The 25,848-nt window shown below is 64.3% G+C and carries 17 protein-coding genes and 1 tRNA gene; 5 read left to right on the top strand and 13 right to left on the bottom strand.

Translation table 11 applies throughout. The features are described 5' to 3' along the window. Positions 1 to 143: 143 nt before the first annotated feature. The 4 genes from ACFOD4_RS00520 to ACFOD4_RS00505 form a co-directional block, all read right to left on the bottom strand. Positions 144 to 1,109, bottom strand: coding sequence for a GAF domain-containing protein (locus ACFOD4_RS00520; protein WP_379592490.1), 966 nt, complete (start codon positions 1,107 to 1,109; stop codon positions 144 to 146). A gap of 92 nt (positions 1,110 to 1,201) precedes the next feature. Beyond that, positions 1,202 to 1,543: a hypothetical protein gene (locus ACFOD4_RS00515; protein ID WP_379592488.1), complete on the bottom strand. Its 342-nt coding sequence runs from the start codon at positions 1,541 to 1,543 to the stop codon at positions 1,202 to 1,204. Positions 1,544 to 1,609: 66 nt separating this feature from the next. Next, positions 1,610 to 2,341 carry a maleate cis-trans isomerase family protein gene (locus ACFOD4_RS00510; RefSeq protein WP_379592486.1) on the bottom strand — a complete coding sequence of 244 codons (732 nt, stop codon included), beginning with the start codon at positions 2,339 to 2,341 and terminating at the stop codon, positions 1,610 to 1,612. Positions 2,342 to 2,842: 501 nt separating this feature from the next. Beyond that, positions 2,843 to 2,914: transfer RNA gene (locus tag ACFOD4_RS00505), tRNA-Thr, on the bottom strand. Between the two features lie 701 nt (positions 2,915 to 3,615). On the opposite strand from ACFOD4_RS00505, the gene ACFOD4_RS00500 reads away from it, so the two are divergent. After that, positions 3,616 to 3,924, top strand: coding sequence for a hypothetical protein (locus ACFOD4_RS00500; protein ID WP_379592484.1), 309 nt, complete (start codon positions 3,616 to 3,618; stop codon positions 3,922 to 3,924). Between the two features lie 37 nt (positions 3,925 to 3,961). Here ACFOD4_RS00500 and ACFOD4_RS00495 read toward each other — a convergent pair whose 3' ends face one another. The 4 genes from ACFOD4_RS00495 to ACFOD4_RS00480 all read right to left on the bottom strand — a co-directional run bounded on the left by ACFOD4_RS00495 (position 3,962) and on the right by ACFOD4_RS00480 (position 14,828). Then, positions 3,962 to 7,753, bottom strand: coding sequence for a hypothetical protein (locus ACFOD4_RS00495; protein WP_379592482.1), 3,792 nt, complete (start codon positions 7,751 to 7,753; stop codon positions 3,962 to 3,964). A 78-nt stretch (positions 7,754 to 7,831) separates the two neighbouring features. Beyond that, positions 7,832 to 11,005 carry a DEAD/DEAH box helicase gene (locus ACFOD4_RS00490; RefSeq protein WP_379592480.1) on the bottom strand — a complete coding sequence of 1,058 codons (3,174 nt, stop codon included), beginning with the start codon at positions 11,003 to 11,005 and terminating at the stop codon, positions 7,832 to 7,834. Positions 11,006 to 11,009: 4 nt separating this feature from the next. Further along, positions 11,010 to 14,042, bottom strand: a complete 3,033-nt coding sequence (locus ACFOD4_RS00485) for a site-specific DNA-methyltransferase (protein WP_379592478.1) — start codon at positions 14,040 to 14,042, stop codon at positions 11,010 to 11,012. Positions 14,043 to 14,582: 540 nt separating this feature from the next. Further along, positions 14,583 to 14,828: a helix-turn-helix domain-containing protein gene (locus ACFOD4_RS00480; RefSeq protein WP_379592477.1), complete on the bottom strand. Its 246-nt coding sequence runs from the start codon at positions 14,826 to 14,828 to the stop codon at positions 14,583 to 14,585. A gap of 1,169 nt (positions 14,829 to 15,997) precedes the next feature. On the opposite strand from ACFOD4_RS00480, the gene ACFOD4_RS00475 reads away from it, so the two are divergent. Next, on the top strand, positions 15,998 to 16,351 hold the full coding sequence (locus ACFOD4_RS00475) for a hypothetical protein (protein ID WP_379592475.1): 354 nt from the start codon (positions 15,998 to 16,000) through the stop codon (positions 16,349 to 16,351). Positions 16,352 to 16,620: 269 nt separating this feature from the next. Further along, complete coding sequence (locus tag ACFOD4_RS00470) at positions 16,621 to 17,055, top strand: hypothetical protein (protein ID WP_379592473.1); 435 nt, start codon at positions 16,621 to 16,623, stop codon at positions 17,053 to 17,055. 783 nt (positions 17,056 to 17,838) lie between these two features. Here the strand turns inward: ACFOD4_RS00470 and ACFOD4_RS00465 are convergent. The 5 genes from ACFOD4_RS00465 to ACFOD4_RS00445 all read right to left on the bottom strand — a co-directional run bounded on the left by ACFOD4_RS00465 (position 17,839) and on the right by ACFOD4_RS00445 (position 22,560). Then, entirely contained in the window at positions 17,839 to 19,737 is a 1,899-nt protein-coding gene (locus tag ACFOD4_RS00465) for an AAA family ATPase (RefSeq protein WP_379592471.1), read from the bottom strand. A 61-nt stretch (positions 19,738 to 19,798) separates the two neighbouring features. Beyond that, positions 19,799 to 20,518, bottom strand: a complete 720-nt coding sequence (locus ACFOD4_RS00460; RefSeq protein WP_379592469.1) for a hypothetical protein — start codon at positions 20,516 to 20,518, stop codon at positions 19,799 to 19,801. After that, positions 20,515 to 20,877, bottom strand: coding sequence for a hypothetical protein (locus ACFOD4_RS00455; protein ID WP_379592467.1), 363 nt, complete (start codon positions 20,875 to 20,877; stop codon positions 20,515 to 20,517). The genes ACFOD4_RS00460 and ACFOD4_RS00455 overlap by 4 nt, the downstream gene beginning before the upstream one ends. 76 nt (positions 20,878 to 20,953) lie before the next feature. Continuing rightward, the gene (locus tag ACFOD4_RS00450; RefSeq protein WP_379592465.1) at positions 20,954 to 21,484 is read right to left on the bottom strand and encodes a hypothetical protein; all 531 of its coding nucleotides are present in this window, start codon (positions 21,482 to 21,484) and stop codon (positions 20,954 to 20,956) included. Between the two features lie 2 nt (positions 21,485 to 21,486). Further along, positions 21,487 to 22,560, bottom strand: a complete 1,074-nt coding sequence (locus tag ACFOD4_RS00445; protein ID WP_379592463.1) for a tyrosine-type recombinase/integrase — start codon at positions 22,558 to 22,560, stop codon at positions 21,487 to 21,489. Positions 22,561 to 23,086: 526 nt separating this feature from the next. Here ACFOD4_RS00445 and ACFOD4_RS00440 point away from each other — a divergent pair. Next, on the top strand, positions 23,087 to 23,362 hold the full coding sequence (locus ACFOD4_RS00440) for a hypothetical protein (RefSeq protein WP_379592461.1): 276 nt from the start codon (positions 23,087 to 23,089) through the stop codon (positions 23,360 to 23,362). Positions 23,363 to 23,653: 291 nt separating this feature from the next. Then, positions 23,654 to 24,955, top strand: coding sequence for an MFS transporter (locus tag ACFOD4_RS00435; protein WP_379592459.1), 1,302 nt, complete (start codon positions 23,654 to 23,656; stop codon positions 24,953 to 24,955). Positions 24,956 to 25,848: the final 893 nt, after the last annotated feature.

Genomic DNA, 25,848 nt, shown 5'->3' with positions numbered 1-25,848 from the left:
CCGATCACGGGCCGGGTGCCAGCCATCTCTGCCCTTGCTGCGGCGCAAACCTGTCGCAGAGCTGCGACAATGGCGCACCTCACCAAGAGGCTGCGACCGTGCTCTGGCACCCCTCAACCGCGAGCGCTGCCTTTCCTGGCCTTTCAGTTCTGCAGGCCAAGCCGCGCCAGCTTGCGGTGCAGGGTAGCGCGGCTGATGCCGAGGCTGCGTGCGGCGGCCGAAACGTTCCCTTCCGCCCGTGCCAGCGCCCGGCTCACGGCTCCGCGCTCGGCTTCGCGCAGCCCGTCCCCGGTGCTCGCCGGCCCGCCCACGACGGCGGAGGCGGGCAACCCTGCGGCGATGCGCTCCGCGGTGATGCCGTAGAGGCGTCGCGCGGCGCGGGTGGCGCCGATCACTAGGTCGTCCCGGTCGAGGGCCAACAGCGCGCCTTCGGCTCCCGCTTCTTCGGCGGACAGCAGGATGCGCGCCTGAGGGTAGGCCTGGCGGAAATGTGCCGCCTCGATCCGCCGGGCGGCGTCGCCCACAGCCGCCGCGACCAGAGCCACCATCGCCCGGTCGGCATCGCGCCGGCAGTTGGAAACATCCAGGCAACCCACCAGCCGTCCCTCATGGTCGTGCAGCGGCGCCACGGTGCATGATAGGCCGATGTTCCGGGTGTAGAAATGCTGGTCGCGATGGATGGTCAACGCCCTCCCCTCCGCCAGGCAAGTGCCGACGCCATTGGTGCCTTCCCGCGCTTCGCTCCAGACCATGCCGGTCCACAGGCCCCAGTTCAGGAAGGCCGCGTCATCGCCGGGGCGCCCCCGCCGTTCCAGCGGCACGCCGTCGCGGTCGGTCAACAGGATGCAGCACCCGCTGTCCCCCACTGTTTCCAGCAACCGGTCCAGGGTGGGCCGTGCCGCGCGCAGCATTGGCGCCAGCCGCTCATGCGCTTCCCGCAATCTGGCTTCCTCGATGCGGTGAGGCGGACGCGACGTTTCCGGATCCAGCCCATGATCCCGCGCGGAGCGGAGCCAGGAGGCCACAACAGCCGACCGCGCCGCAGCGGAATGATCGCGCAGGGTGGCGTGCACGCGCTCGGCATGGTGAAGATGGGCATCTGGGCGCATGGCTCCGCTTCCTCCCTCCCGGACCCTTAGCGGGTTCTGTCCGCGGCAAGGTGGCATATCTCGGCGCATGGCGCACAGCACTTCGGCGGGGGCTAAAGTCCGCCGGTGCGGCGCCAGCCCTGTTCCTGCATGCAGCTTTCCACCACCGCCTCGCGCAGCGGCGCCGCCGAATCCCGGCTCCGATATTGGGGGGAGTCGAAATAGCCGCCTGTGCTACGGCAGGAGCGCCCGTCAGCCCCGCATTCCACGAAGGAGGGCACAAAGCGGCCGGGGCGTTCCACCACCGTTTCCCATTGCGGTGCGATGCCGCCGGCCTGGCCTTCGCACCGCGCCAGGGCAGCGTCCCGCTGCGCGGCATCCGTCCCGGGCTTCTCCCACCCGGCGCAAGCACCCAGCAGCGGAAGCACCAGCACCAGCCGTGCGCGCAACAGCATGGCAACGCCCTCCTACCGATCTTCTCCGCAGGGGCAACGCCCGTGACCGATCCGAGGTTTGCGGTGCTACGGCTTCACCGAGAACAACCGCCCCCAGCCCTGGATGCATGCCGGATCGGCGCCCGCCAGTGACAATCCCTTCCACACCGCCGTTGCCACGGTGTCATAAACCGGCAGGCCGAGCCGCGCCTCCCATTCGGCAACCAGCGGTGCAGCCCGCAGATTGGTGCAGACCACCGCCAGGGCGTCGGCGCCCTCAGCCGCCACCGCCCCTACCATTCCGGACAATTCACCCGCGTCCACCCCCGCAAAGGAAAAATTCTCCTGCAGACCGAGATGCCGCTCTGCAACGCAATCGAAACCGAAGGACGCATAATTGGCGAGGATGCGCGCCTGCACATCGTCGCGATAGGGCGTGACCAGCCCGAGCCGTTTCACTCCCGTCGAGGTCAGCACGTCATTGAGTGCCAGCATGGACGTGGTGGCGGCGATGCCCGTCGCCGCGGAGATGCGCGCACACAGCCGCTCATCCGCTGCGAAGCCAAGCCAGCCCGAGGAGGTCCCGCTCCAGACAATCGCATCGACTCGGGCATCGGCCAGCAGTTCCGCAGCGCGCAGAATGGGCGTGTCGTCGAACTGCGCCAGCGCACTCTCGGACAACGCGATCTCGGTGACGCGAAAGCGGCTGAAGTGAGCCGATACGTCTGGCAGGCCGGCGATCATCGCCTGCGTCACCGGCTCCAGCACCGTATTGGAAGAGGGCGTCAGCACGCCGAGCCGGATCCGGTGCTCGCTCATACCCTTTCTCCTTGTCCTTGGCGCGACGATCTGGAACCCATGTTCTTTCCTCCCCGGCTCATGCGGCACAAGGCCGCTCCTGCCGCTTGGCCCGCAATCCAAGGGCGATGCTGCCAGAGAACGGGCTGGCCGGTCACCCCTCCACCCGGCCAGCCCGTTCATCCGGAACACCGGCCTTGGCCGACAAGCGCATTTGGAGCGTGGAACGGTGCAGCAGTTGCGACGTTGTTTTTCCGGGACAAAGAAAGGATCAAGGCCATGGCGGATCGCCCACCGGAAGGCCCGAAAGCACAATTCCCCTCGAAAGATGCCACGGGAGGCTACATTCCGAAGCCTCCATCGGCACCCGAGTTGGACCAGATTTCGGAGGCCCAGGCACAGATCACGGATGAATGGACAGGGGAGCCCCCGAAGCAGGAGAAACCCGGCGCAGATCGGTAGGCGAGTTCGCCTGCCTGTGCCCCCGCGCCGGAACATGAACTTGCCTTTGCGGGGAGAATTTGCCGGGTGAGGGGATCGAACCCCCGACCTTCGGTTTACAAAACCGCTGCACTACCGCTGTGCTAACCCGGCGCAGAGCAAGGCTTACGAAGGGAAACGTCACCCAATTCAGCAGGTTACGGCCCCTTCTGTCGCATACCCTAGTTTTCAGCGTTTGTCCAAATATGCACCACTCACCTGAGCTACTGTCCCTCAGATGTCCCGCAAAATGAGGATATCTGTTGTCTGTATGATGTTCGGAGCATCTGTGCGCCTCGGTCGCAGGAACCCTTTCTTGCGGTAGCTGGACAGAAATTACCGCCGAAGCGGCCACAATCTCTACCTGCAGCGACGGCATCGACAGGATAGCCCCGGCATGGAGGCGGGCTGTCGACAGCGCCTAACCTGCCACCCCCTACAGTAGTAACGAGAATCTGCCTCCTCCCTCCCCCCCTTCACCTGGACAGATGCTAGGGGTGCCCCGCCCCGGTCAAGCGATCCACTCTTACGGGAACTAAATTTGAGGTTTCTGTGCACTGAAGTGCGAGCTTGATCCGGTTGGCAGAAAACCGGCCGCCGAGGCGGCGCGGACATTCGGTTACGGCTGGATGGGCTCGGCGGCCTCGGCCGCGATGACCGCCATCGCGCCAGACGCCTTGAGGGCGGCATGACGGCCGCGACCAGCATCACGGTCCGGGTGCCGCTGGCCATCCGACACAGACCGGGCTGAAGACAGTCGTGACTCCGATTGCCGATGGCGTGGCGCCGGTCACAACGCGCGCCGGCCGGCGCTGGTGAAGGCGCTGGCTCGGGCGTTCCGGTACCAACGCCTGCTGGACAATGGAGTCTACGGCTCGGTCACCGACATGGCGGCCGCGGAGAAGATCGACCGCGGCTACCTCGGGCGCCTGCTACAGCTCACGCTGCTTTCTCCAGACCTCGTCGAGGACATTCTGGAGGGGCGGGAGATGAATGGCTTGGGTCTACCTCCGCTGCTTTCATGCGCATCGGCGGTCTGGCATCAACAGCGGGCTAGTCTCGATCTGAGCAGGCGGACATCGCATCCGGCGAGTGACGCGGTAAAGCACGATTGGACTCAATGACCTTGCCGGACGCGGCCGATGCTGCCCAGCCGAAAGCTCACCCCCCCATAAAACGTTTCTGTGCCTCAATGTCCTCTCGCTCAGCATGATGCTCCCAGCTTTCGGCAATGCGCGCGAGCATCCCCGCTGTCCGCGGCCAAGCGGTCGAAACATCCGCCCATTGCCGTGCCTGCACGGCGAGCGCTCGTTCGGCACCACCGCCTTCATACGGATCCTTGGAGAAGACCCCACGCATATTGAAGCGTTCTACTTGGATGCCGCGTTCCAACTCGTCGCTTGCGGCCCCCTCGATCACCTCGCGCACCGCCCTATGCGGCCACGCTTCATCGGCAGGATCATGTGGCGCATGCGCCAAAACCTTGCCGATATACTGCGCTCCTATCTTCGCCCGGTCCGCTTCGATCGTAAGTTGCAACGCCTCCATCACCCAAACTCGCAAAGCGGACGCGTCCACTTCGGTGCCGGTGCGGCCCGGCAATTCGCGGAAGGATTCTAAGGCTCGGAACGCGGCACGAGCTTGCTGGCGAAGCGCCTCGTTGGGCTCCGGACGTCTACCCGATGTAGGCAAGAACACCGTGCAAATCAGGGAGACGAAAAGTTCGGGGTTCCCAGCCATTGTCTCGAAGAGAACTAGCCGCTGCTTCGGCTTTCCCGCGTTCGTCAGGAGAGATAAGTACGCAAACTCGCGTCTGGCGATGTCAGCGCGATCGACGTCGCTGCGCGCCCTCAGATGCCCAAAGACCTGCTCGACTGCGTACACGAAGCTGGCGCCAATGGATTCGACTGAGGCATTAATCTCCGGGATAGCCCCGTCGAGGGCTTTGAGGGTCAGATCAGAAGAAATGGGCAGGCTGCGGCCTTGAGCTAGGAGCGCGGGAATGGCCCTTCCGACATTCAGCAGTTTCTGGACCGCGCGCTCGACGAGGGCAGGATTGCTGTCAGGCAAAAACCACGGAGACTTCCGATTCCAGTACGCATCCTCGACATCTTTGCCGAGTGACGCGATGAAATCCCAAGCCGCTTCGTCGTCTGGTAGACCCTGAAGCAGGACAGCGAGGTGTGGCGATGAAAGTACGCTCTGCTCAGTGCGCAGGAGCGTTCTCCATTCGTCACCAAAACGCTGCTCTCCGACACTTGAGAGGCCACCAGCAAGTCCAGTGGCGCTAGGCGTTCCGCGCGCGAGGGCGTTAAGGCAGAACTCGAGAATCGCCTCTGCTGTGGGCAGAGCGTTACCTGTAAGCCGGACGAGATCCCACGTATTGGTCAATTCGTCGGCGAGCCGGAGCACGCCGGCATCTCCCTCCGCCGTGAGAAGGTCACGCACGGCCCCCGCTCGCAGTTCTTCCAACCGCTCGCGCGTGAGCGGCGACTCTCCGGGCGCGATAACTAGTTCGGGCAGGCTTTCCGCAAATAGGGGAAGTGTGCGGGCGACGACGTCCTCGGGCTCCCACTTCTGAACCAGAGACACGAGCCGCTCAAGTGGCGCCCCGCGCAGGGCCCAGGCGGTGTCCTGGAAGCCGGCGTGCCTCGCGGTGGTTGCTCGGAGGCAGTCCCAGACCTGCTGGCGATCCACCGAAGGCAGCGCTGCGAGAGCTGTGTCCAGGATTGACACGGCTTCCTCGTGCTCCTCCTGCGGGAGATCGGGCAGTCGCGGAATGAGTTCAAGCCATCGGGATCGATTCGTCCCGACGAGGCGCAGCGCCGCCTGAGCGGCGGCGCGATGCACAGCAATCGTCTCGGTCGTCGGCGCCCCAGCCTCACTCGCCCCGGCTTCCCTGATCTCCGGGCGGGACGTGGGCGAGCTGCTGGAGTGCATCTCGGGCAGAAGGCGAAGGGAAAGATCCCAGCCCACCTTGTCGTCCGTGCGCACGACCGCCTGCATCACTGCAAGGCGTTTCGCCACAGGCGCATCAGTGTGCGGTAGCCACGGCAACAGAATTTCGCGCAGGCTGTTGATCGGCCTGTTTCCGAGCTTACCGCCTGGGTCGAACGCCGCGAGTCGGGCCAGTAGGATCGCCACGCGCGGCAGGAGGTCCGGATCCCAGGCGAGTACCTCCAGCGCCCAGAGTAGGTAGGTATGCCGCGCGTCGGGCGCGATAAAAGCGGTGCGCTCACGGAAGAGCGGAGCGACGGTCCCCGCGCCACCTTCAAGAAGACGAGCGACCGCCGCGACGAAAGGGGCCGGTGCAGCCTCTGCGAGGAGCGGCAGCGCGCCCCGTAGACTCGCCAGGAGCGCGGCGTCCGTGGCAAGGCCGGGAAGCGATCCCACTATTCCACCCACCCAGGCCTCCGGCCCGCCAACGGCGGCTAGGCTGGCGCCAAAAGCCGCAGGCTCGTGCATCGTAGCCGCTAGTAGGAGGGTCATTGCCATCCCCTCCCTGAGCCAGTCGGACCGGTTCAGTCCTCGTCCAGCCATGAGAAGAGCATCATCGTCAAGTTCGAGGTTCGTATCGCGCTCGCCGAGCACGTCGCAGCAGCTTGCCCTGAAGCGGCCGAGGTGCAGGCCGTCGGCGAGCGCGCCGAGCAACACGAAAGCGTCCATGGGTGCGCGGACCTTCCACACGGTGCCAGCGCGCTCAAGCGGTGGGTCGTCCATTGCGAGAAGGTGCTGAATGCGCGCCTCAAATTCCTCATAGGAAGAAGCATCTGAGAGCGTCGTTAGGACAGATCGGTCCCCTTCGATTGAGGCGTCCCAGGCCCCGGCAAGTAGCGCGGCGATGAGCCCAGTTCCTTGTGCATTGCCGGCCCAGGCTGGCCGATTGGGCGTGCCGCCAGGCCGCACTCGCGTAAGCACAGTGACGCTGCTCCCGCATCCGGCGGCGAGCTGCGCAGCAAGCAGGCGATCAGCACTGCCGCCCAATGACAGCGCTTCGGCGAATACGTGCCGCGGGGGGCGCGTGAGCTGGACGTAGCTGCCGCCACGGCCCTGCGCGCGCCCCGATGCGATAATCGTCGGGCCGTGCTGCACGAGTAGACCAGCTCGCGTCGCAGCAAGATTCGTTGGGAAGAAAATGAGGCCAGTCGCGAGATCGCCACGACGTACCAGGTCCGTTACTGCGTCTGGCGTTCTGAGACCAAGAGCGCGCGCACGCAGGACGGCCCGAACTTCCGGCTTAGCCGATCGAAGGGCAGCAATTGCGAACGCCAACGCCTCTTCGGCCGAATCGGCGGCTATCTCAATTCGGTCGGGCTGCAATGTGGCAAGGCGCTGAACGATGGACGCAGCCTGCTCGGCGCGCCCTGCCAGGAGGAGTTGCTCGGTGATGGTAAGGGAGCAGCCGCTCGCATACTCGCGCCACAACTCGTCGGTCGACGCGACACCGGGTGGGTACGCGCCGAAGAATCCGGAAGCCCAGTGCGCCGCGACGCCTGGCGCGAGGCCGAGCCAGTGCTTCAGCTTGCCGCCATCGACAACGCGCACGTCCTTCCAGCCCTTACCTTTGGCGAGTTCAGTTTCCCACTGATCGAGCCTCACCCGAGGAACATCGTAGGTGCGGGGCGTGACAAACACGAAGGTCGTCTGCGCGCGTTGCGCGGCGTCGAGGGTCTTACTCCGCTTAGTTAGATCCTTCGCAGCCTTAGACTTGAAGTCTGGCTCGCAGCCGAATTCCCATACCGAGTGTCTGGCCGGGACGAACGGATCGGCACCCCTAGACGTAAGCACGCCATCGAAGCCGCGTACCTGGCCCGCTTCTCCTGATAGAAACCGCGCGTCTACGGGAGTCTCAGATGTGGCGAGGATAAGGTCGTAGATCAGGGCTGGGAGAAGATCCCGCGCGTCCTTCCTTGCAGCAAATGTGTCCAGGTGATTCTTGTCAATCCAGTCCATTAGATCTCCTGACCCGCAGCTGCATTTCCGGCGACTATGCGGGAGAAAAAATCCGAATCACGCGGCAGACTCACTTCCCTACTGCTGCACGAGATACGCCAACTCCCGCTCCAGCATCTGCGGGTTCCGGCATACATGGAACGCCCAGCGCCCGAGCTTCCCCCAGTTGTTCACCGCCCGCACCCAACGCCGCGCGCCTTCGTGCTTGGCAGTCGTCTGGTTGTCCTCAAAGCCCTTCACTTCAAGCACAAGCGTCAGGTCCGGCTCTCCATCCGGCATGGCCATACGCACGAGGAAGTCGGGCTCGTAGCCGTGATCGACCCCGAGGAACTCATACGGGATGCTGAGGTCCATCCCCTCATTCCGCGCATAGAAGCGGATCAGCCCCTGCTGTGCGGCCTGCTCCAAACGGAACGCAGCACTTTGTTCCCACGCGGCGGTGTCGGCGACGACATGCCCGATGTGGCTCGCCATCGTCGCAAAGACCGGCCGCTTCGTGCGGAACTCCACACCCGTGGTGCTGCCGATTTCCTGTGTGCGGTTCAGCAAGGGCAGCAGCGGCGGCTCGCCCGATGAGGCGTCCGGCTGGATGGCGTCGCGCACCCGCTCCACCACCTGTCGCGCATATTTCTCGAGGCCAAGCTCGGGCTCCGGTGCGCCGTTGAAGTTTACCTTCCGGCGCACGTATTCCTCGACCACGCGGAACACTTGCGGGAACAGCGCGTGGCGTGATTGCAGCGCGAACACGCGCCGCTTGCGCCCCTCGGTACCGGACGTACCCGCCTGCGTCAGCTCCTCGACGATGCGCTGTGCCGCCTGGAACAGGATCGTCTGGAGGTGGACCGAGGCGTAATAGGCCTCACGGTCCTGCTGGTGGAAGCCGAAGGGCGACTGCGTCTCCGCCATGCCGCCGCCGACCTGCACTCCCACCTGCGGCCGCACGAAAGTGCCGGTGGGCTCGCGGTTCGGCTCGATGCGCAGCGGCTCCATCGCGCCGACATCGCAGCGAATCAGGTTGCGGCGCAGCGCGAAGGCATAACCCTCCACCACCGGGAAGCGGATCTCCATCGCGGCCCTCTCGGGCAGCGCCTTCACCAGGTTGGGCGGCGTGTCGTCCGGCTCGGGCTTGTTCACCGGCCTCCCGCGGAACGGGATGACGGAGAAGGGCACGCCGTAGACATCGCAGTATTCCTCGGTCAGCAGCCCGGTTGCGGGGTCCGGCTTGTAGTCCATCCGCCGCAGACCGCGGCCCACGACCTGCTCGCACAGCAGCTGGCTTGTGAAGGCGCGCAGCCCGAGGATCTGCGTGACTGTGTTGGCGTCCCAGCCTTCCGTCAGCATGGCCACCGAGACGACGCAGCGAACATGCTCGCCGGGCTCGCCAGCTTTGCCGACGGTGGCCACAATGCGCCGCAGCTCCTCAGCCGCATCGGCCTTCTTCTTGCCCTTGCCCGTGCCGCCGGCCTCGGCCTGCGCCAGCAGCTTGCTGTCGATGCGGATGGTGACCTTCCGCTCTGCCGTGTTACTGAACAGTTCGGGGAAGACCTCGCCCTGCCCGTAGACGGTGCGCGGCTTGGGCTTCTTCCCGCGCTTGGTGGTAGGCGCCTCGTCCTCGCCCTCTTCCTCTTCGAGAACTTCCTGCACCTCGGCCTCGGTGACCGTCTCGATCACCTGCTCGCCGCTGATGCGGCGGTAGAATTCCTCGGCGATGTCGGTGTTGTCGCAGACGACGATCACGCAGGGCGGCGTCCGGTCCGCGCCGGGCTGGGCCGCCCGGATACGCTCGAAACGCTCCTTCCACTGGCCCATGATCTGGACCAGCGCGCCTTGTGCCTCGCGCCAGACTACATCCGGCTTCGGCTTGCCGGAGCGCCCAGGTAGCTTCTCGCCAGGTTGCAGCCCGTCACGGATCGCCTCCCATAGGCGGAAGTATCGCGGGTCAGGCCGCCCCGTCGTGTCCTGAACGGGCAGTCGGGGGATCTTTGTGATGCCGCTCTCGATCGCATCCACGAGTCCGAAGTCGGAGACGATCCAGGGGAAGGGCTGGCCCTCGGGATACCCGCTGCCCTTGATGCGGAAGGGCGTGGCGGAAAGGTCCACCACCATGGCGATTCCTGGCGCTTCACCACCGGCCGCGTTCAGCCGATCGAGCCCGTCAACCCAGACGGTCGCCTCCTGCGCTTCATCCTCGAATGCCGCCTTGTCGTCGCCGGTCAGCCCAGAGCCGGCCGCCACACCGGGAGCCGGCCGCCAGCAATGGTGACCCTCGTCGTTGATGACCAGGATCGGCAGCCGGTCAGACGCGCTGCCCAGGATGCGGCGCAGGAAATCCGCGGGGGTTTCCTCGCCCTTGTCGACGACGGCATAGGTCTTGTCACCGTCCTTGTGCGGGCTTTCCGGCGCGAAGCGGTGCCAGTTCTCGACAATGACGGTCCCGCGCTGGAGCAGCGGCCGCCATTTCGTCGGCACGAGATCGAAAGCGTCATAGTAATTGTCCGGTGCGTCGGGCTTCAGCACGCCCAGCCGCTCCTTCACTGTCAGGTTCGGCGCGCAGAGCAGGGCGACGTCCGGGTATTCCCTGCTCTCCGGGCTGATGCCGCGGTTCACGAAGGCCCATGTGATCACCATGGCTGCGACCAGCGTCTTGCCGCTGCCGGTCGCGAGCTTGGTGCACAGGCGGCGCAGTGGCTTCAGCGACGGGTCGGCGGGCTTGTCAACCAGGGTGGGGAAGAACTCCGCGCCCTGCGCCAGTTGGAAGGCCGGCCCCGGTCGCACGCCGCTCAGCAGGCGCCCGAGATCCTCCTCCGTTACCTTCGGTGCGAAGCGCAGGCGGCTGGTGCGGCCGGTGAAGCGCATCTCCGCCAGGTAGATGATGGTCTCGACTGCCTCACGCTGGCCGAAGAACAGGCGGCGCTCGCGATCCTCACGGCTCCAGTGGCGGAGCAACTCGCGGGTGGCGAGCGTGGCGCCGCGGTAGTCGGCCTCCCGCCACCGGCGCACATCGTCGCGCAGCAGGTTAGGCAGCGGCAGGTCGTCCTGCTGCTCCTGCGCCAGCAGCGACATCTGCGCGCTGCCGGTCCGCTCGGTCTTGTACCAGTAGGAGGCGGTGCGACGGCCCGGTTCCTTGTGCGCGGCGCCGGTGACGGTGTCGTACTTCCAGTGCTGATCTGGCTCGTTGTAGGGCGAGCAGAGGATGGGCCGTTCGACCGGTTGGATCGGGATGTCCTGTTGCTGCGGAGAGGCTTTGGCCATCGCCTCAGCCCTCCAGCCGATGCAGGCGCATCACCTCGTTCCCGCGCGGGTCGATCACCTTCACCGCGACGCAGGCATGCTCGCCCTTCGGAAAGGGCAGGCTGACTGTGCCGGAGAGGGCGGTGAGGGCTTCCTCATCCACCACGCCCTTGAGCGCAGCGCTCAGCTTCGACCAGGCGCCCTTGTCCGGGAAGAAGGCCTGGGTGATGCAGAAGCTGCGGCCGTCATAGTCGCTGTCCATGAACCAGGCGGCCACCTTGTCGGCGCGCGTCGGCGTGATCGTGGCCGTCAGTGGATCGTAGATATCGACTCCTTCCATCACCACGCGCCACTCGTCCTTGCCAGCCGTTTCCAGCTTCGAGCGCGGCTTTCCGAAGACAGTGAACAATTGTGCCGCGGGTGTGTCCTTCAGCAGCCCCGACATTCCGCTACTCACGTCTGGCCTGATGAACGCCATGTGAACGCGCACGCGGGGGTTCGGATCCTCGTCGATGATCGCCTGAGCAGCGCCGTCGAAGGTGAAGCCGGCGATCACCAACTCCTCATAGCCGCGCCGCGACGCAGCGGAGAGAAGCTGCTCGACCTGCTGCGCCGTCACTGGCCCGTATTGCGGGCCGAAAGCGACGGCGACGGTAGCGCGGCCTTCGGGATCATCGTCCGTCTCGCCCTTCAACACCCATCGGCCCTCGGCATGGATGGCTTGCGACCGCGCGCCGAGCGGTTCCAGTCGGGTGAAGTGCTTTTCCTTGTTGTCCAGGAATCGGACACCGTCCTGCCTGAGGAGTCGAAGCATCTGGTCGAGATAAGCTTCGGCATTCTGCGGATCGGCTGTTGCCGCATCGGCACCATCGGCGGCGAAGGTATCATCCAGCGTCTCGGGTGCGCCGTCTATAGGGCTTGCATGCGCAGCCTCATCGAGACTGGTCTCGGCGGGCTGCACGGCTTCGACAGTGAAGGGGCCGGCTACCCGCGTGATACCGTTTACCTTCTCGGGCTGATCGACAAGTTCTTCCTGCTCCGCGGCATCAGCGATTGCCTTGTCCACCTCGTCCTGCTTTGCGCGCCACGCTGCGCGATACGCTGTGATGGCTTGAGCGAAGTCCTCCGGGTAGCCGGGGTCTGTGTCGAAGGGTACGGTCCAATGCTGGAAGCCTTCGCCAACCTTGGGTAGCAGCCAGCGCCGACGGTCGCCCTCTGTGATGGCGCGCTTGCCCTCAGCCCTCTGCTTGGCCGCAAGCTTTCCAGCGAGGCGGGTCGGTAAGTCTTTGCCTGCGTTCTCCAGGGCGGCGTTTAAGGCCGACAGGCGCGTGTCGAGGATAGGCTGGTGCTTCGCAAAGATAGCGTCGAGCGAATCGTTGCGAGCGATTGCGCCCAGAGTGATGTGAGGTTCGGTCTTGCAGACGAAGCCTCCCGCAAGACCCTTTGCCTCGTTCGCGAGGCGGTAGTGCTCGAACCGAGCCGTCATGAGACGTTGCCGGCAGACGGCAACAGCAACGCGCGAAGTGTCTATCGTAATCCAGCGCCGCCCCCATTCCTCAGCTACGAAAGCAGAAGTTCCCGAACCGCAGGTTGGGTCGAGCACCAGATCCCCAGGGTTGGTCGTCAGCAGCATGCACCGCTCTATCACCTTCGGGTTCGTCATCACGGCGAAGAGCTTTGAGTCGGTGAAGCTGCCCGTAAGTGTATCTGTCCAGAGATTTCCGCGCGCCTTCAGCGGGAAATCATTCGCGTATCGTCGGTATCGGATGCTGTCCTTTGCAACGTGAAGACGGCCCGATTGCGCCAGCCGTGTTAGGCCCGCCGGATAGTTGGGCTTCCAATGGTTGTTTGAGTTGGGCTCGTATTGCTTGCCCTCAAACTCGAACGGCTGGGGATTTGAGGCTGCACCCTGAGATTGAAGGTTATCAGGATTATAGAGCAACGCGCCCTCGGGCAGGGGCTTCCGACCGCTTTCTTCGTCGGAACTCACGCCCCGATACTCGCCCTCGCGGGTGATCAGCCAACCAGCAGCCAGGCTGCCCGCGTCCACGTTCTGGCGTTCATAGAGCGTCCTGATTCGTGTCCGCTTTCGCATTCGACCATACCAGAGGAGGTAGTCGCCCATTCGGGCAAGACCGCCCGCTTGAGCAAAGCCTGACGTAGTCTGAAATGAAATCATCGAGACGAAATTCTCAGCTCCGAAAACCTCGTCCATCAAAGCCCGAACCCGATGAACATTCTCGTCGCTGATTTGCACAAAGATACTGCCGGTGTCCGACAGCAGCGCGTGCGCGGCGGTTAACCGGTCCCGCAGATAGGTGAGGTAGGAATGCACGCCGAGCCGCCAAGTATCGCGGTAGGCGCGGACCATCTCCGGCTCGCGGGTCAGGTCCGCCGCGTGGTCCGACACTGTCCGCTTGACCGTCTCCGGCTGAAAATTGCTGCCGAAGCGGATGCCGTAGGGTGGGTCCAGGTAGATCATCTGGACCTTGCCGGCGAGGTTCTCCCGCTGCGCCAAGCTGGCCATCACCTGCAGGCTGTCGCCCAGGATCAGCCGGTTCGCCCAATCGACGTCGTGCTGGTAAAACTTGACCGCCTGCGCATAGGACAGCGTCGGGTCGGCAAACAGGTCGCGCGTCACATCCTGCCGCGCCGCGGCCCGAAGGATGGCCTGGGTGCTCACGCGCTCATGGATGTGCAGCGCCACCGAGTCCACCGCGAAGCCCGGCGTCTCCCGTTTGCCGGCCCATTCCAGCCAGGGCTCGTGCCGCCGCAGCGCCTCGGCCAGCAAGGCGACCTCCTCCGCGGTTAGCTTCTCTCGCGTCGCCTTCTCCAGCAGTGGCGGCAGGGCATCCGCCCGGCCAGAGGGATCGGCTCGCAGTGCAGGGTCCAGGCGCGGGGAATAAGCGTAGCTGGTCCGCGGCGCTGGAGGTGTCCGGCCCTCGGCAGCGATGGCGGCGGGCGGGTTGTTCGGCCGGGTGGCGCCAGCATGGCGATAGTCCTCGACCGGGAGCGCGCCCTGTTGTTCTGAGGGCTGTGCCCGCCGCCGACCCGCCATTCCCGATTCTCCCTGCAACTCTAGCGGGAGAATAGAGAAAAAAGAGCGGATTGCGCAGTGGTTGCGAGCGTCGAGCTACCCCGGTTTTGCGCCTTTTCTCTGGAGAGGCTCGGGGCTTGCGGTGAACAGCTGGAGCCGGGCGATAAGCGCTCACGCGGTCTCAGCCCCAACCACAAGCCAGGCGCGAGCCGGGAGATCGGCCATTTTCCTGGTGTTGGGGCTTGTAGACTCGATCGGCCAGATCCCGAGCCTCGGAGAGAGAATCGGCCTGGGGAGACAGAAACGACGGTCGTTCCGACCGCGCAGTATCAGCCCTATCCGCAAAAACACGGCAGAAAGCCGCGTATAGCGGTGCCGATGAGCAAACGGAGAATGGAGATGGAAGACCGACTGGAGCAGGCGAAGGAATTCGGACGCTGGGCGCCCAATCCTGTCCTCCAGGTTTGAAGAAAAATCGCTGCTCTGAAATGGTACAACCGCAGCCTGGCCGGCCGCATCGGCCGCGCCAATATCTCTGGGCCGCAATCTCCCGAGCGTGGGTCATCCCTGACCGACGGCAGTCAGCTCCGCAACCAGATCCTGCGGGTCCAGGCCTATCACCTCACAGACCTCGATCAGTTCCACAACGTCGAGGCGACGCTCCCCTGACTCGTATTTTGCGACGAAAGACTGCGGCCTTCGTAGCTTCGCCGCCGCTTCATGTTGTGTCAGGTCAGCCGACAACCGGCCCGCCTTGAGAATCTCTATCAAACGTAGATGCCGAGGCGATCGGCTTGAGCGAGGCATGCCGGTTTAGCCGATCCATGGGACGCGGCTGACCCGGATAAGAAGGTCTTGATTTAAACCCAAAATAGGATAATTGGAGCGGCGACAGATAAAAATTCAGCAGGGCGACAGGTTACCCTGAGAATCCTGCGTAACGGCTGCAGCATGAAGCCGCGTTATCCCTAAGCCCTCCGCAACATGAACACATGATCACGGCACCCGGACCTGCTGCCTCAATGCCAAGGTCATGGCCGTGAAATCCTTTAGGCCAAGCCTAGGTCAAGAGAGGAGCACTACCGTAGTGACGCATAAGCCGCCTCCAGGCTGTTCCGAATCCAACCTGAAAAGTCAGCCTTCTGCACCGAGGAGAAAGTCAGTTCTACGAAGGTCTGCATCTACAACACTGCCGGCGTTGCCTAGCAGAAAAAGGCGAAGAAGCCGCGAACGGGCCGATTCGATGGTGAGGTTAGCGCTCAATGGTCATGATCAGGGGCGGTCAGCTAAACATAATGAAGAAGAGTTTAGTATTTGGCTAACAAAAAATGCTGATTTAGTTGACGATCGCGGAAAAAATAACGCAAAAAGAGACTTTATGAAAATGGCCGACCCAATATTGAAAGGTTATCTTGAAATATTGTGTCTTCTAGCGGAAGAACGGATGAGCCTGGAGCCCGCAGGAACGTCAATGAGATACTATCATACCCTGATGGTATTCATTGGTCATGCGTTGAATCATCCTAAGGGTCCTGGCGCCGCAGTTCAGGAAACTAGTGAGGAGGTCAGGAGAGTCTCACGAAGCGGAAGACGGAAGCCAAGTCGGTGATGGCTTCATCGGTTTCATCTAGGTTGATGATTCCAATGGTGACCGAGGCCGGTGGGTCTGGAGGCATCAGGAAATGCATCGAGCTTCGGCTCCGGCCGAGAGCGGCTTGAAGGTGTGCGTTGTGCCCAGAAGAGCCCGCACCTTGTGTGGCGGGCGCGTATCGCCTGCTTCTCGACAACCTCGCCGCCCAAAAGGCGGAAGCTGTGAAGCCGCGGGAGGCTTGCTGGTCAACGCCCACGCGCGTGAAAGATTCCCACACCGCTAGTTTTCACTACCAAGCGTGGAACTGGAGTACCTTCTTACCTTCAGGCTTTGAGATCGACTGGCGGCTGCCAAGAGCTGCTTCCAACAGACGCGGAGGACAATGATGAAGGACTGGGAAGCGCAACTGCAAGATTTCCGGCTTAAGACTCCTACAGTGCAGGCCATCCAGTATGCACCAGGTCTGGAAGATGGCTGGGCCGTGACCGACGCCGAGGCTCTCATCGTTCACTTCTTCCATGCAGACCGCAACAGAGCTGAAAGCTGGGCTCAAGAGCATAGTCACAACCTAGACCAAGTCTTGCCAGCGATGTTCGGACGCGGTTGGGAGCGCGACATCCTCTCGATCCGTGACGGCGATTGGATTGTAAAGCATCCAGACGGCAAACTCGAAAGATTGTCCGAACTCACCTTCAAAAGGCTTTATGAGCCCGTACCCCGCGCCATCGCATCTCGCTAGTCAGTTGGAGAGGTGGCTGGCTTGAACTGAGCTGCGCTATCCTTGCACTTGCCACATTAACTGGCGCAAATCTACTTTCACACCTTCTTGCTGCTTTAGCCATTAGTGCATTCCGTGCGATTCTCCCTCTACTCTGAGCGGAGATCCAAATGGCTGCCCCGTGTAAGATTTGCTCCTGCCGCAAGGCTACTCGCCTTTGTGCCGAGATGGTCGGAAGCGGGTCCACTGATCAGGCGATCTCCCGCCGCCTCGGCAATGGGATCGGCCGGATGGCGGTCAGTCGCCACCGACGCAATCACCTCCTCGCACCGGCACAGGCGGTCGCGGCCATGGCCGCCAAGGGCCAGGACGCGGCACTCCGGCGCGCCCAGGTCATCACCGCGGCGGAAGCCGGCGATCCGATGGCCTTCGTCACCCTCGCAAGCATCGTGGAGGACCTCAGACGGGTCCACGAGCGCCTCGAGCGTACGGCCGCCGCTGCGGAGGACGATGACCAGCGCCTCGCTGTCGCGTCCCTGTCGGCCCAGCAGCTCCGGGCGACCGAAGTGCGGGCCAAGCTCGGCGGCGTGACTGGCTACGCTCCGCCGCAGGCGGGCACGGAAGGGAACCGGCCGCCGTTCAGCGTGAACATCTACCTGGGCAACAGAGTTGAGCGCATCGCGCCCGTGATTGATGCCTTTTCGACGGAGCCGCTCAAGGATTAAGGCGGCTGGCCCCGAGGGTGGAACTGGCACGGGTTGGCCCTGTCCAGTCCCAACCGCCCTCTCGTCTGAGCGTTCTGGTTTCACGCGGGCCTGGGCGCTGCATCGGCATTGCTAGAATGGTGCCGAGGGGGTTGCCTTACACGGCTGAGATACCGACGCTCATCCACGCCAGCCCATTGCCGCCAGAAGGACGATCCGGGACAAGGCATTGCGAAGCGATTAGGGTCAGATGGGGAAAGACTCTGCGTCGCGGCGCCGGCTCGCTCGGCCATGCGGCCGAACACGCACCGCATGCGGACTGGATCATTCGGATTATAGACCACAGGACGAGCCGGGGCGAGCTCGGAAACCCGTCTGCGCGTCATCAGGATCCACGACGTGCCGTCGGGCGTGATCAGCCAGACGAACACGCCTTTTGCGCCCGGGCGGGCGACCAGACACGCTTTGTTCGGCAAAGCCGCGACCCGTGCATCCTCTGGTCCGGCAAGCCATTCGATCCAGGGACCTGTTCGGTAAGGGGTCGCGAAATGCGCGAAGGCCTGAAGAGCTGGCAGTTGCATCGCGCCACGCGGCGGCTGAATGGCTCGGCGAGTCCGTACCGGCATGACTATTCCTCCCACTACAGTTGCGAATGTTGCCCGGGCACAGGTGCCCAGCCTCGCACGTCCCCCCATACCCCCCAGAAGTGCGAGGCGAGGGCTTCGCCCTCGCGCGCTCACACACTCGCCGGCGCCTCGGAGACGGAGTGCGAGGCCGGTGCGAGGCGCGCGAGGCCTACGTCTCTCACGCCGGACCATCCGCATTGCTGGCTGTTGGCTGCGGCACCGGCGGAAGTACCGCAGGGGTGACCGCGGAAGCCGGGTTGTTGTCAGCCGCGCAGGACGCCGGTGCTGCCAGGACGGCTTGGGACGGCGGGGCGCAAGCATGGTTTGGATTGGTCCAGGGCGCTAGCTGCCATTGGGTCTCCAAGCCCTTGCGCTTGTCGAACCCGTTTGGTGTGCCGCTGGCAGAGATCTTGGGTACCAGCACGTCCGTCACGGTCACGCAGCCAAGGCGGTCTTTGAGATCACCCAGGACCTGACGCGCCACGATCTTGGCATGATCCTGGCTGAGTTGTGCGTTTGCGGCGCACAGCGCGCGCGCGATGTGGTCCACCGCATTACGGGGGCCGCTTCCCGGACTCAGCGCCACCTTCGCCCCGTGGACCATCACACCCGCATCGAGGGCTTTCATCGCGACATGGCGCAGTGCGTCGGGGACTGCCCCGACCTGGGGCGGTGATATGAAGCGAATGGCGCGGACACTCTCACGGCTGCCGTCATGAACCTGAACGGACATGCCCTCCACTTCGAAGAAGCTGGGAGCGGGCGGCGCGGCATCGTTCAGCTTCACCGGATCCAGCCGCCGGATCGCGTTCGGCGCCACGCCGTTCATGGCGAAGAGGCCGGCTTCGCTCGCGGGCAACCCCGTGATGGTCCAGACGATCCGGGCTGAGTTGACGATGGCGCCGCCACCGCGGACGGCCGTGGCCTCGCCACGTTGTGCGGCCGCGCCCTCCTTCGAGAGCTTCGGTGTGTGATGCAGCAGGATCACGGCGCACCCCGCCTCCGCGGCGATTTTTCCGATCCGGCGCATCAGGGTAGTCGCGGCGCTATTGTCGTTTTCATTCGGCAGCGCGAGCAGCGCCGCCAGCGTGTCGAGAACCACCAGCGTGATGCCTTCGGCCAGCAGGCCATCCCGCAAGGCCGCACAGGCTGGGTCATCCGCTTCCGGCGCCATGTCCTCGCGCATGCTCGGACGCGGCGCGCCGACGCGGAGACCGGACTGCCGCGCATCGTGCAACAGGAGGTTTTTGCTTACGGCCGCCCGCTCCCCTCCGTCCAGCGCCTGGGCTTCGCAGGCGGCGGCAATCAGCAGGGCGATCCGGCCTCGATCCTCCTCGGCGCTGACGATCGCCACCCGGTGGGGCTTGCCATCGGGCCGCGGCCGGATGCGGTGTCCGCCCCACGACTGCCGGCCCGCGGCGACACAGACCAGCAGATCCACCAGCGTCACCGTCTTGGCACTCCCGCCTGGCCCCGCGACCACCGCAACGTCGCCCCGAACGGCGAAGCGCTCGATCAGCCAAGGCGGCCGCGTTAAATCAGCGGCGGCAAAGGGCACCCGGCCAAAGAAGGCGGTGACGGCTGCACTCGCCGCGGCAGGAGCCGGCGGGATGGACGTTGTTCGAGAGCCAGGGGGCTCGAACCAGGGGCTGAGGTCGAAGCCTGTCTGCATTGCGATCCGCAGCAGGGTGCCCATGGTGACGCCGCCCGGCCGAAACGACGCCCAGTCCCTGTCGAAATGGGCCTGATTGAACTTCTCTGGCGCGGACGCTGACCAACGCAGCGCCAGCTCCCGCGCCGTCATCGCCCCACACCGCTCGGCGTCGGCGAGCGCGAAAATTATCTCCAACCATGTTTTGCGTTCCTCGAAGGCCAGGGCCGCGATGGGTGGATGGCCGAGTAGAGCGGCCAGAAGCTGGTTCATTTCCGCTGAAGGAAGATCATCGAAGCGACGCATGGGCAAGTTCGCCCAGGCCGCCGCATTCATGTCGGGAAACCCCGGGCGATCGAAGATCGCCGCCCGCCTGCCGGGCAGCCGCACGACCTTGTCAAAACAGTGTGGGGCGGTGGAGGACACGGCTGGAAAGGCCGCCTCGAGGTCCGCGAGTGCATAACGCTTCATAGAAAGTGCCCCTCGATCACAGCAAACCAGAGAAAGAAACACCGCGCCCGGCGGCCCGCTTGGCGGCGTTGGGGTGGTTCATCGTGAAAGGAAGGCGCAGAAGTCGGTCGATGTGGCTGACATGGTCGCTGCCCGCCAGCGGCTCGAGACGCCGTCCGAGCGACTCGACGCGCGCCACCACCTCCAGTTCGGGCGGCATCGGGGCGGCCAGGAGCCAGATGGGCTGATAGCCGCCGCCGCTCGCAATGATCACCGAGGGAGGTGGTAGCGGCAGCGCCGTGATGGCAGCGAGTGCCTCCTCCATGTTGCGGCCGCCCTTGGCGTCGATGTCAAGGAAGGCTGCGGCGCGGATGGCGACTATGTCCGCTTTTGCGGCCTTCTTCGCCAAGCCGGACCTCGGCTGGTTCACATGGAAGTAGAGATTCCATTCGGCATTGTTTCTCGTAGTCGCCCACGGCACCACATCGGGAAGAGTTACATGGTCGAGATACATCCCTGCTGTGGGCCCGTCTGGTTTGATCGCGACGATCGTGGTTGGACCCACCGTCTCCAGGGTCCACCGCAGCCCCGCTTCGACATCCTGCCAAGCCGGCGCTGTCAAAGGCGCCGGAGCTCCTGCACACCGGGTCGAGGCGGGCAGCCCTGACAGGATCGCGTCAGCGCGCACTCGCTCTGCCAAGCCACGCTGTTCGAACGCAGTCGGCTGGATGTGACTGGGAAACTCGCCGCCGATCACGCGACCACTCCGGCTTGGCCTGAAACTGTGGGGGCAAGCGCTCGCTTCCGGTTGGCCCGGCCGGAGGATGGCGCGTCGGGCGGGTTGCCAATCCAGCGCTCCAACCACGCGTCCCAGCCGTGCTCGTCGATCAGGATCTTGCCGCCCTTGCCGCCGGGCTGGCAGATGTGGGGCGCCAAGCCGTTGCCCTCGACCCATTCGCCCTTGCTGTTGTAGTGGGGCTTGGCGCGGTAGATGACCGCGCGGATGGCGGCCTCCGAAAAGGCGCCCTCCGACCGGGCCGCCATGAACCGGATGGTGCGCCAGCAGCGCTTCCAGGGCATCGGGGGGGCGGTGCTGTGCTCGGCGGGTGTGCTCATGGTGCTCGTCCTTGTTGAAGGGACTCACAGGCAATCACAGGCGCCCGACGCGGAGCTGAATTTAATGCACTCGTATTTAACCGGCCGCCTTGGCCAAGCGTCTGACCTGTTCGATGATCCGAGTCGCGTTGGCGATCGTCAGGAATTCTCCGCGCGGCGGGGCCGCTGCTTTGATCTGCAGCCGATGCAGCGCATCCGCCGCACTTAGCATGTTCCCTGTGTTGCCGGCCTGAAGACCGTCAACCAGCGCTCGCTCCAGCGTTCTCTGCCGCTGTGTAGCAGATAGCTTCCGTTTAAGGACGACCACGACCCGGCCGGTTGGCTGAAGGATCTGCTGCAGCAGTTCTACAGCTTTGATCTCCCGCTGCGGCGTAATGGGGGAACCCCGACAGGGCTTTCGACGTTTGGTGCCCGTTGCTGTGGGGGGATGTTGCTCTGCTGCCAACAGCGCAGCTGCAAATCTGTCGAACCGCACCGACCGCCCTGGTCGTCCCCGCCTTTCGGCTTTCAAGCGGTGCAGGTGAAAAGCAAGCCTTGCCCCTGCCACCGGATCAGCGCTGATCACGGTCGTAAATGGAAGCGGCGGCGTTTGACGAGCACGGCCCATGGTCAGGATACCTTGTGCTTGGTGGCAGCGCGTTCGATCGCCTCCCGCAGATCACCCTCCGCGAGGTGAGCGTACCGCCGCGTGGCAGCAGCACTGCGGTGCCCCAGGATGGCGCCAATCGTCAGCAGTGAGGCGCCCGCGGATGCCAGGGCTGAGGCCGCCGAGTGACGGAGATCGTGACGACGGAAATCCCTGATGCCGGCCCGCCGCAAAGCCGTCTGCCAGGAGCGTCGCAGGTCCGCTGGTTGCGTAGGCGCCCCCTCGGACGGGAAGACCAGAAGCGGGGGAAGCCGCGCCACGGCGTCGCGGTCGCGCCAAGCGCGCAACACGGCCACCGTTTCCCCGGTCAGCGGCACCCGACGGGCATCGCCATTCTTCGAGACGCGGATGGTGATAGCGCCGGTCTCCAGATCGACATCGGCCCAGCGCAGACGCATCACCTCCATCAGGCGCGCCCCGGTCGCGAGCAGGGTCACGACGGCGGGGTACAGGGCGGCGCTGGCCGACTGCTTGCAGCTGATCAGCAGCGCAACCCGCTCCTCGCCGGTGAGAAACCGTGCCCGCTCATTGTTCTCGGCACGCATGGCCACGAGCCGGGCGGGATTGCCGGCGATCCAGCCACGCTGCTGCGCCCAGTGGAGCACGGCGGAGAGCGTGGCCTTGTAGCGGTTGATCGTCGCCGGGCTGCGCAGTTCCGGGAGCTGGCCGGTGCTCCGGGGCGTCTTCGGCTGCCGCGCCAGTTCGGCCAGGGCGTCGCTGATCGCCATCAGCGAGAGGTCCCGCAGACGTTTGGTGCCGAGTCGACGACACCACCAGGCCAGGTGGATCTGCGTAGTCGCCTGATCCCGTAGCTCGGGTAGGCGCTCGGTGCGATAGCTGGCAATGGCTTCGGCCAGGGTGTGCCCGGAGCCTGCTGCATAGCGGCCGTTGCGCATCTCGGCCTCGACCTCACCGGCCCAGGCGCGCGCAGCCGCCTTGCTGGGAAACGTCCGGCTTACCGGTGGATGCCCGTCCAGCCGAACCTTGGCCTGATAGGTGGTCTTGCCCGCAGCCTTGCGAGACACAATCGTCGCCATGGAATCTTCCCCAACACAGATGTGCTGGGGCCGCCCAACCCGGCGCGGTAACCGCAGGCAGCGACGGTCTGCTGGCTTGCACCAGCGCCGAACCCCTCCCCACTGTCCCGTCTATGTCCCAGGTTGCGGTCTCCCACTCCTAAGGCTTTAGTCTGGCACGGGTTTTTCAAGCCGCGCAACGGTTTACAAAACCGCTGCACTACCGCTGTGCTAACCCGGCAAGGTGTTGAAAGGAAATGCTATTCTTCCTGTTCAACGCCGCCCCTCCACCGCGGGAGGCGAACGCATCCGACCCGTGGTGCCAGGACGTTTCCTTCTTCCCGGTTTGGCGGGCGTTTTCAAGGGGGCTGAAGGAGGTGACGATGCGCCTGGACCCGGCTTGGCTTGCCTCAGGCGGCACTTCGGCGCCGCTGCGCTTGCTGAAACATTACATCGGGCAGTGTCCGCTTGTTTGAGCGCTCGATCACCCCACACTCAATACCCGTCGTGAACTCCTTCCGGCGGGCATAATGCCAAGGGGTCACGCATGAAGTTACCGCCAAGCCTTGAAGGCTATAAAAACTGGGGTCGCGGCCCGGCAACTGGACGTCCTACCAGTGTTGGCCCGCATCACTTCAAGCAAGACCAAACCGATCCCGGAAATGCAGGGCTAGATCCAGCGAGTTATCATCTGAAGCCCGGTGATAACAACAACAGGATTGCCGGAGATCCAGGGCCGGGGGGACCGGTCAACATCAAAGTCAAAGACAACGCCGCACCAGAGATCGTGCCAGAGACCGGTGCGCCACGAACAGGCGGCTGACTTACACACATAGTAGCTCGAAACTGCGCTGTTTCCGCATCATGGAAGCCCTGGACAGCCGGAACATAAAGAACCTGCCTAGCTTCCACTGACCACAGGCGGGTCTTGCAAATGGTTGCCTCTTGATCGACCGGGGCCGAAGGCGTTCCTGGAAGGTCGCCATGGCCGTGTCGTCGCAGTGCCCTGCCTCCCCGCCTCTTCGCCGTTTGCGAATTGCGTCCGGTAGCCGATCTTCATCAACGGAAGTGCCCAGCAGGCGTTGTCGCCATCGATCTCCATAATGGTGGCGAAATGTCTGGCACGTCCTTGCGCAGAAGCTGTTCAACGGCTCACCCTCCCAGACAGATCGGCCGCGGGCTTGATGCCCTCAACTTTTTCCTCGCCGACGTGCGAGATGGCCTGGGTCCGTACCTCGCCATCTATCTGCTCGCGGTGCGCGGCCCTGAGCAGGGCTGGAACGAAGCCACCATCGGGTTGGTCATCACCATCTCCGCCATCGCTGGTCTCCTGGCTCAGACACCCGCCGGAGCACTGATCGACCGGAGTCGGCGTAAACGTGCCATCATCATCGCCGCTGCTGTGGCCGTTACGCTGAGCAGCGTGACCCTGCCATTCATCAGCGACTTCTACGCCGTGGCCGCCACACAATCCCTCGCCGGCATCGCCGCGGCCATCTTTCCGCCGGCGCTTGCTGCCATCACCTTGGGCGTGGTGGGCCCCCGCGGCTTCTCTCGCCGCATCGGCCGGAACGAGGCCTTCAACCATGCCGGCAACGCGGCTTCGGCAGCCCTGGCCGCCGGCACGGCTTTCCTGTTCGGCCCCGTGGTGGTGTTCTGGATCATGGCCCTGCTGGCCGTGGCCAGCATCGGTGCCATGCTGATGATCCCGGCCACCGCCATCAACGATGACGTCGCGCGCGGCCTGGAAACCGGGACGTCCAGCAAGACCCATGAGGAACCTTCCGGCTGGCAGACGCTCCTGACTTGCCGGCCGTTGCTGATCTTCGCCGGGCTGATGGCCTGCTTTCACCTCGCCAACGCGGCGATGCTGCCAACCGTGGGACAGAAGCTGACCCTTGTTGTCGGCCGGGACTATGCGACATCGCTGATCGCCGGCTGCATCGTTGCCGCCCAGTGCGTGATGGTGCCGGTGGCGATCCTGGTGGGAGCCAAAGCCGATCTCTGGGGCAGGAAGCCCATCTTCCTCATGGCCTTCGGCATCCTGGCGCTGCGCGGCGCGCTTTACACCCTGTCGGATCATCCAGCCTGGCTGATCGGCGTTCAGTTGCTGGATGGGGTTGGCGCCGGCATTTTCGGTGCGCTCTTTCCGGTCGTTGTTGCCGACCTGACGCGTGGCACTGGCCGCTTCAATGTCAGCCAGGGCGCGGTGGCCACCGCGCAGGGTGTCGGCGCCGCGCTGAGTGCCACACTGGCCGGTACGGTGATTGTTAGTGCGAGCTATTCCGCGGCGTTCCTGACGTTGGGCAGCATCGCCGCACTGGGCTTCCTCGGCTACTTGCTGTTGATGCCGGAGACCGCACAGGCCGCGCGTGCAAAGGCTCCTGTTCAGGCGCCAGACCTTGAACGCTGCTGACAGGGTTTCGGCGATGGGGCCGGGCAGGCTTTGAGCCCGGCATTCCCTACCCAATTTCCGTTGCCGCCTTCAGAGCCCCATGCGGCACCGTCCTCGCCTCTGGCAGCCTCTCCCCTTTCAGCTCCCACGCTATGCCCGTGCCTCCATTTCAAGGGTGGACCGGTTCTGAAGGTATGGCTGGTCCATCCAGGCACTGCGGTTGCATGTGCCTGACCGAAGCCAGGGCACAGTCCCCCCCGTCACAGCCAGGTGCCACCCGATTCCGGCTGCACAGGCTCTGGGGCGATCAACTCGGAAAATCCTGCGAAGTCCGGCTGCCCCCGGCTGCTGGGACAGTGATCATGTCCCGGCGTCACCTGCCTCCAACATGCCGAAGATATCAGAAGCGCTTCACGATCCTGCAGAACCTACATCTCCCTGCTCGGGCACGGTCGAGAAGCTTGGTCTGGATGGTGGCGGTGGCGGACGCATTGATGCGGGCGGAGGAGCCGGCGGTGGTACCTGCATGGCACGTGGGGGCGGCTGATCAGCACGATCACGTCGATAGGCACGGTTCGATCGATAAAAGCCCCCGTCGTACGGACCGTACCCATACCCGTACCCCGGGTGGCCGTATCCGTATGCCGGTCCGCCCAAGCGCCCGGAGCCTTCGGAGTAGCCTGAAGAGCAGCCCCCCAGGCACGCAAGAACGACGAGAAGCGGAAAGCGCCATGGTGTCATCCCAAGCCTCCCTTCGTTGAACGCCGCTCGAATGCGGCTTTGCGACATGATGCGTGGATAACGTGGAACCGGTCGACTTCGTTTTAAAAGCCGTCCTTCACGGTGCCGCCACCATCGATGTGAGGAACAAAGGCGGCACATCAGCGAACGGCGTCTGCGATCCACCGTTCCTT

This window comes from Teichococcus globiformis, from assembly GCF_042646265.1.
Lineage (GTDB): Bacteria > Pseudomonadota > Alphaproteobacteria > Acetobacterales > Acetobacteraceae > Pseudoroseomonas > Pseudoroseomonas globiformis.
The sequence above is the reverse complement of the archived record's forward strand: the minus strand, read 5'-3'. Positions and strand labels throughout refer to the sequence as shown.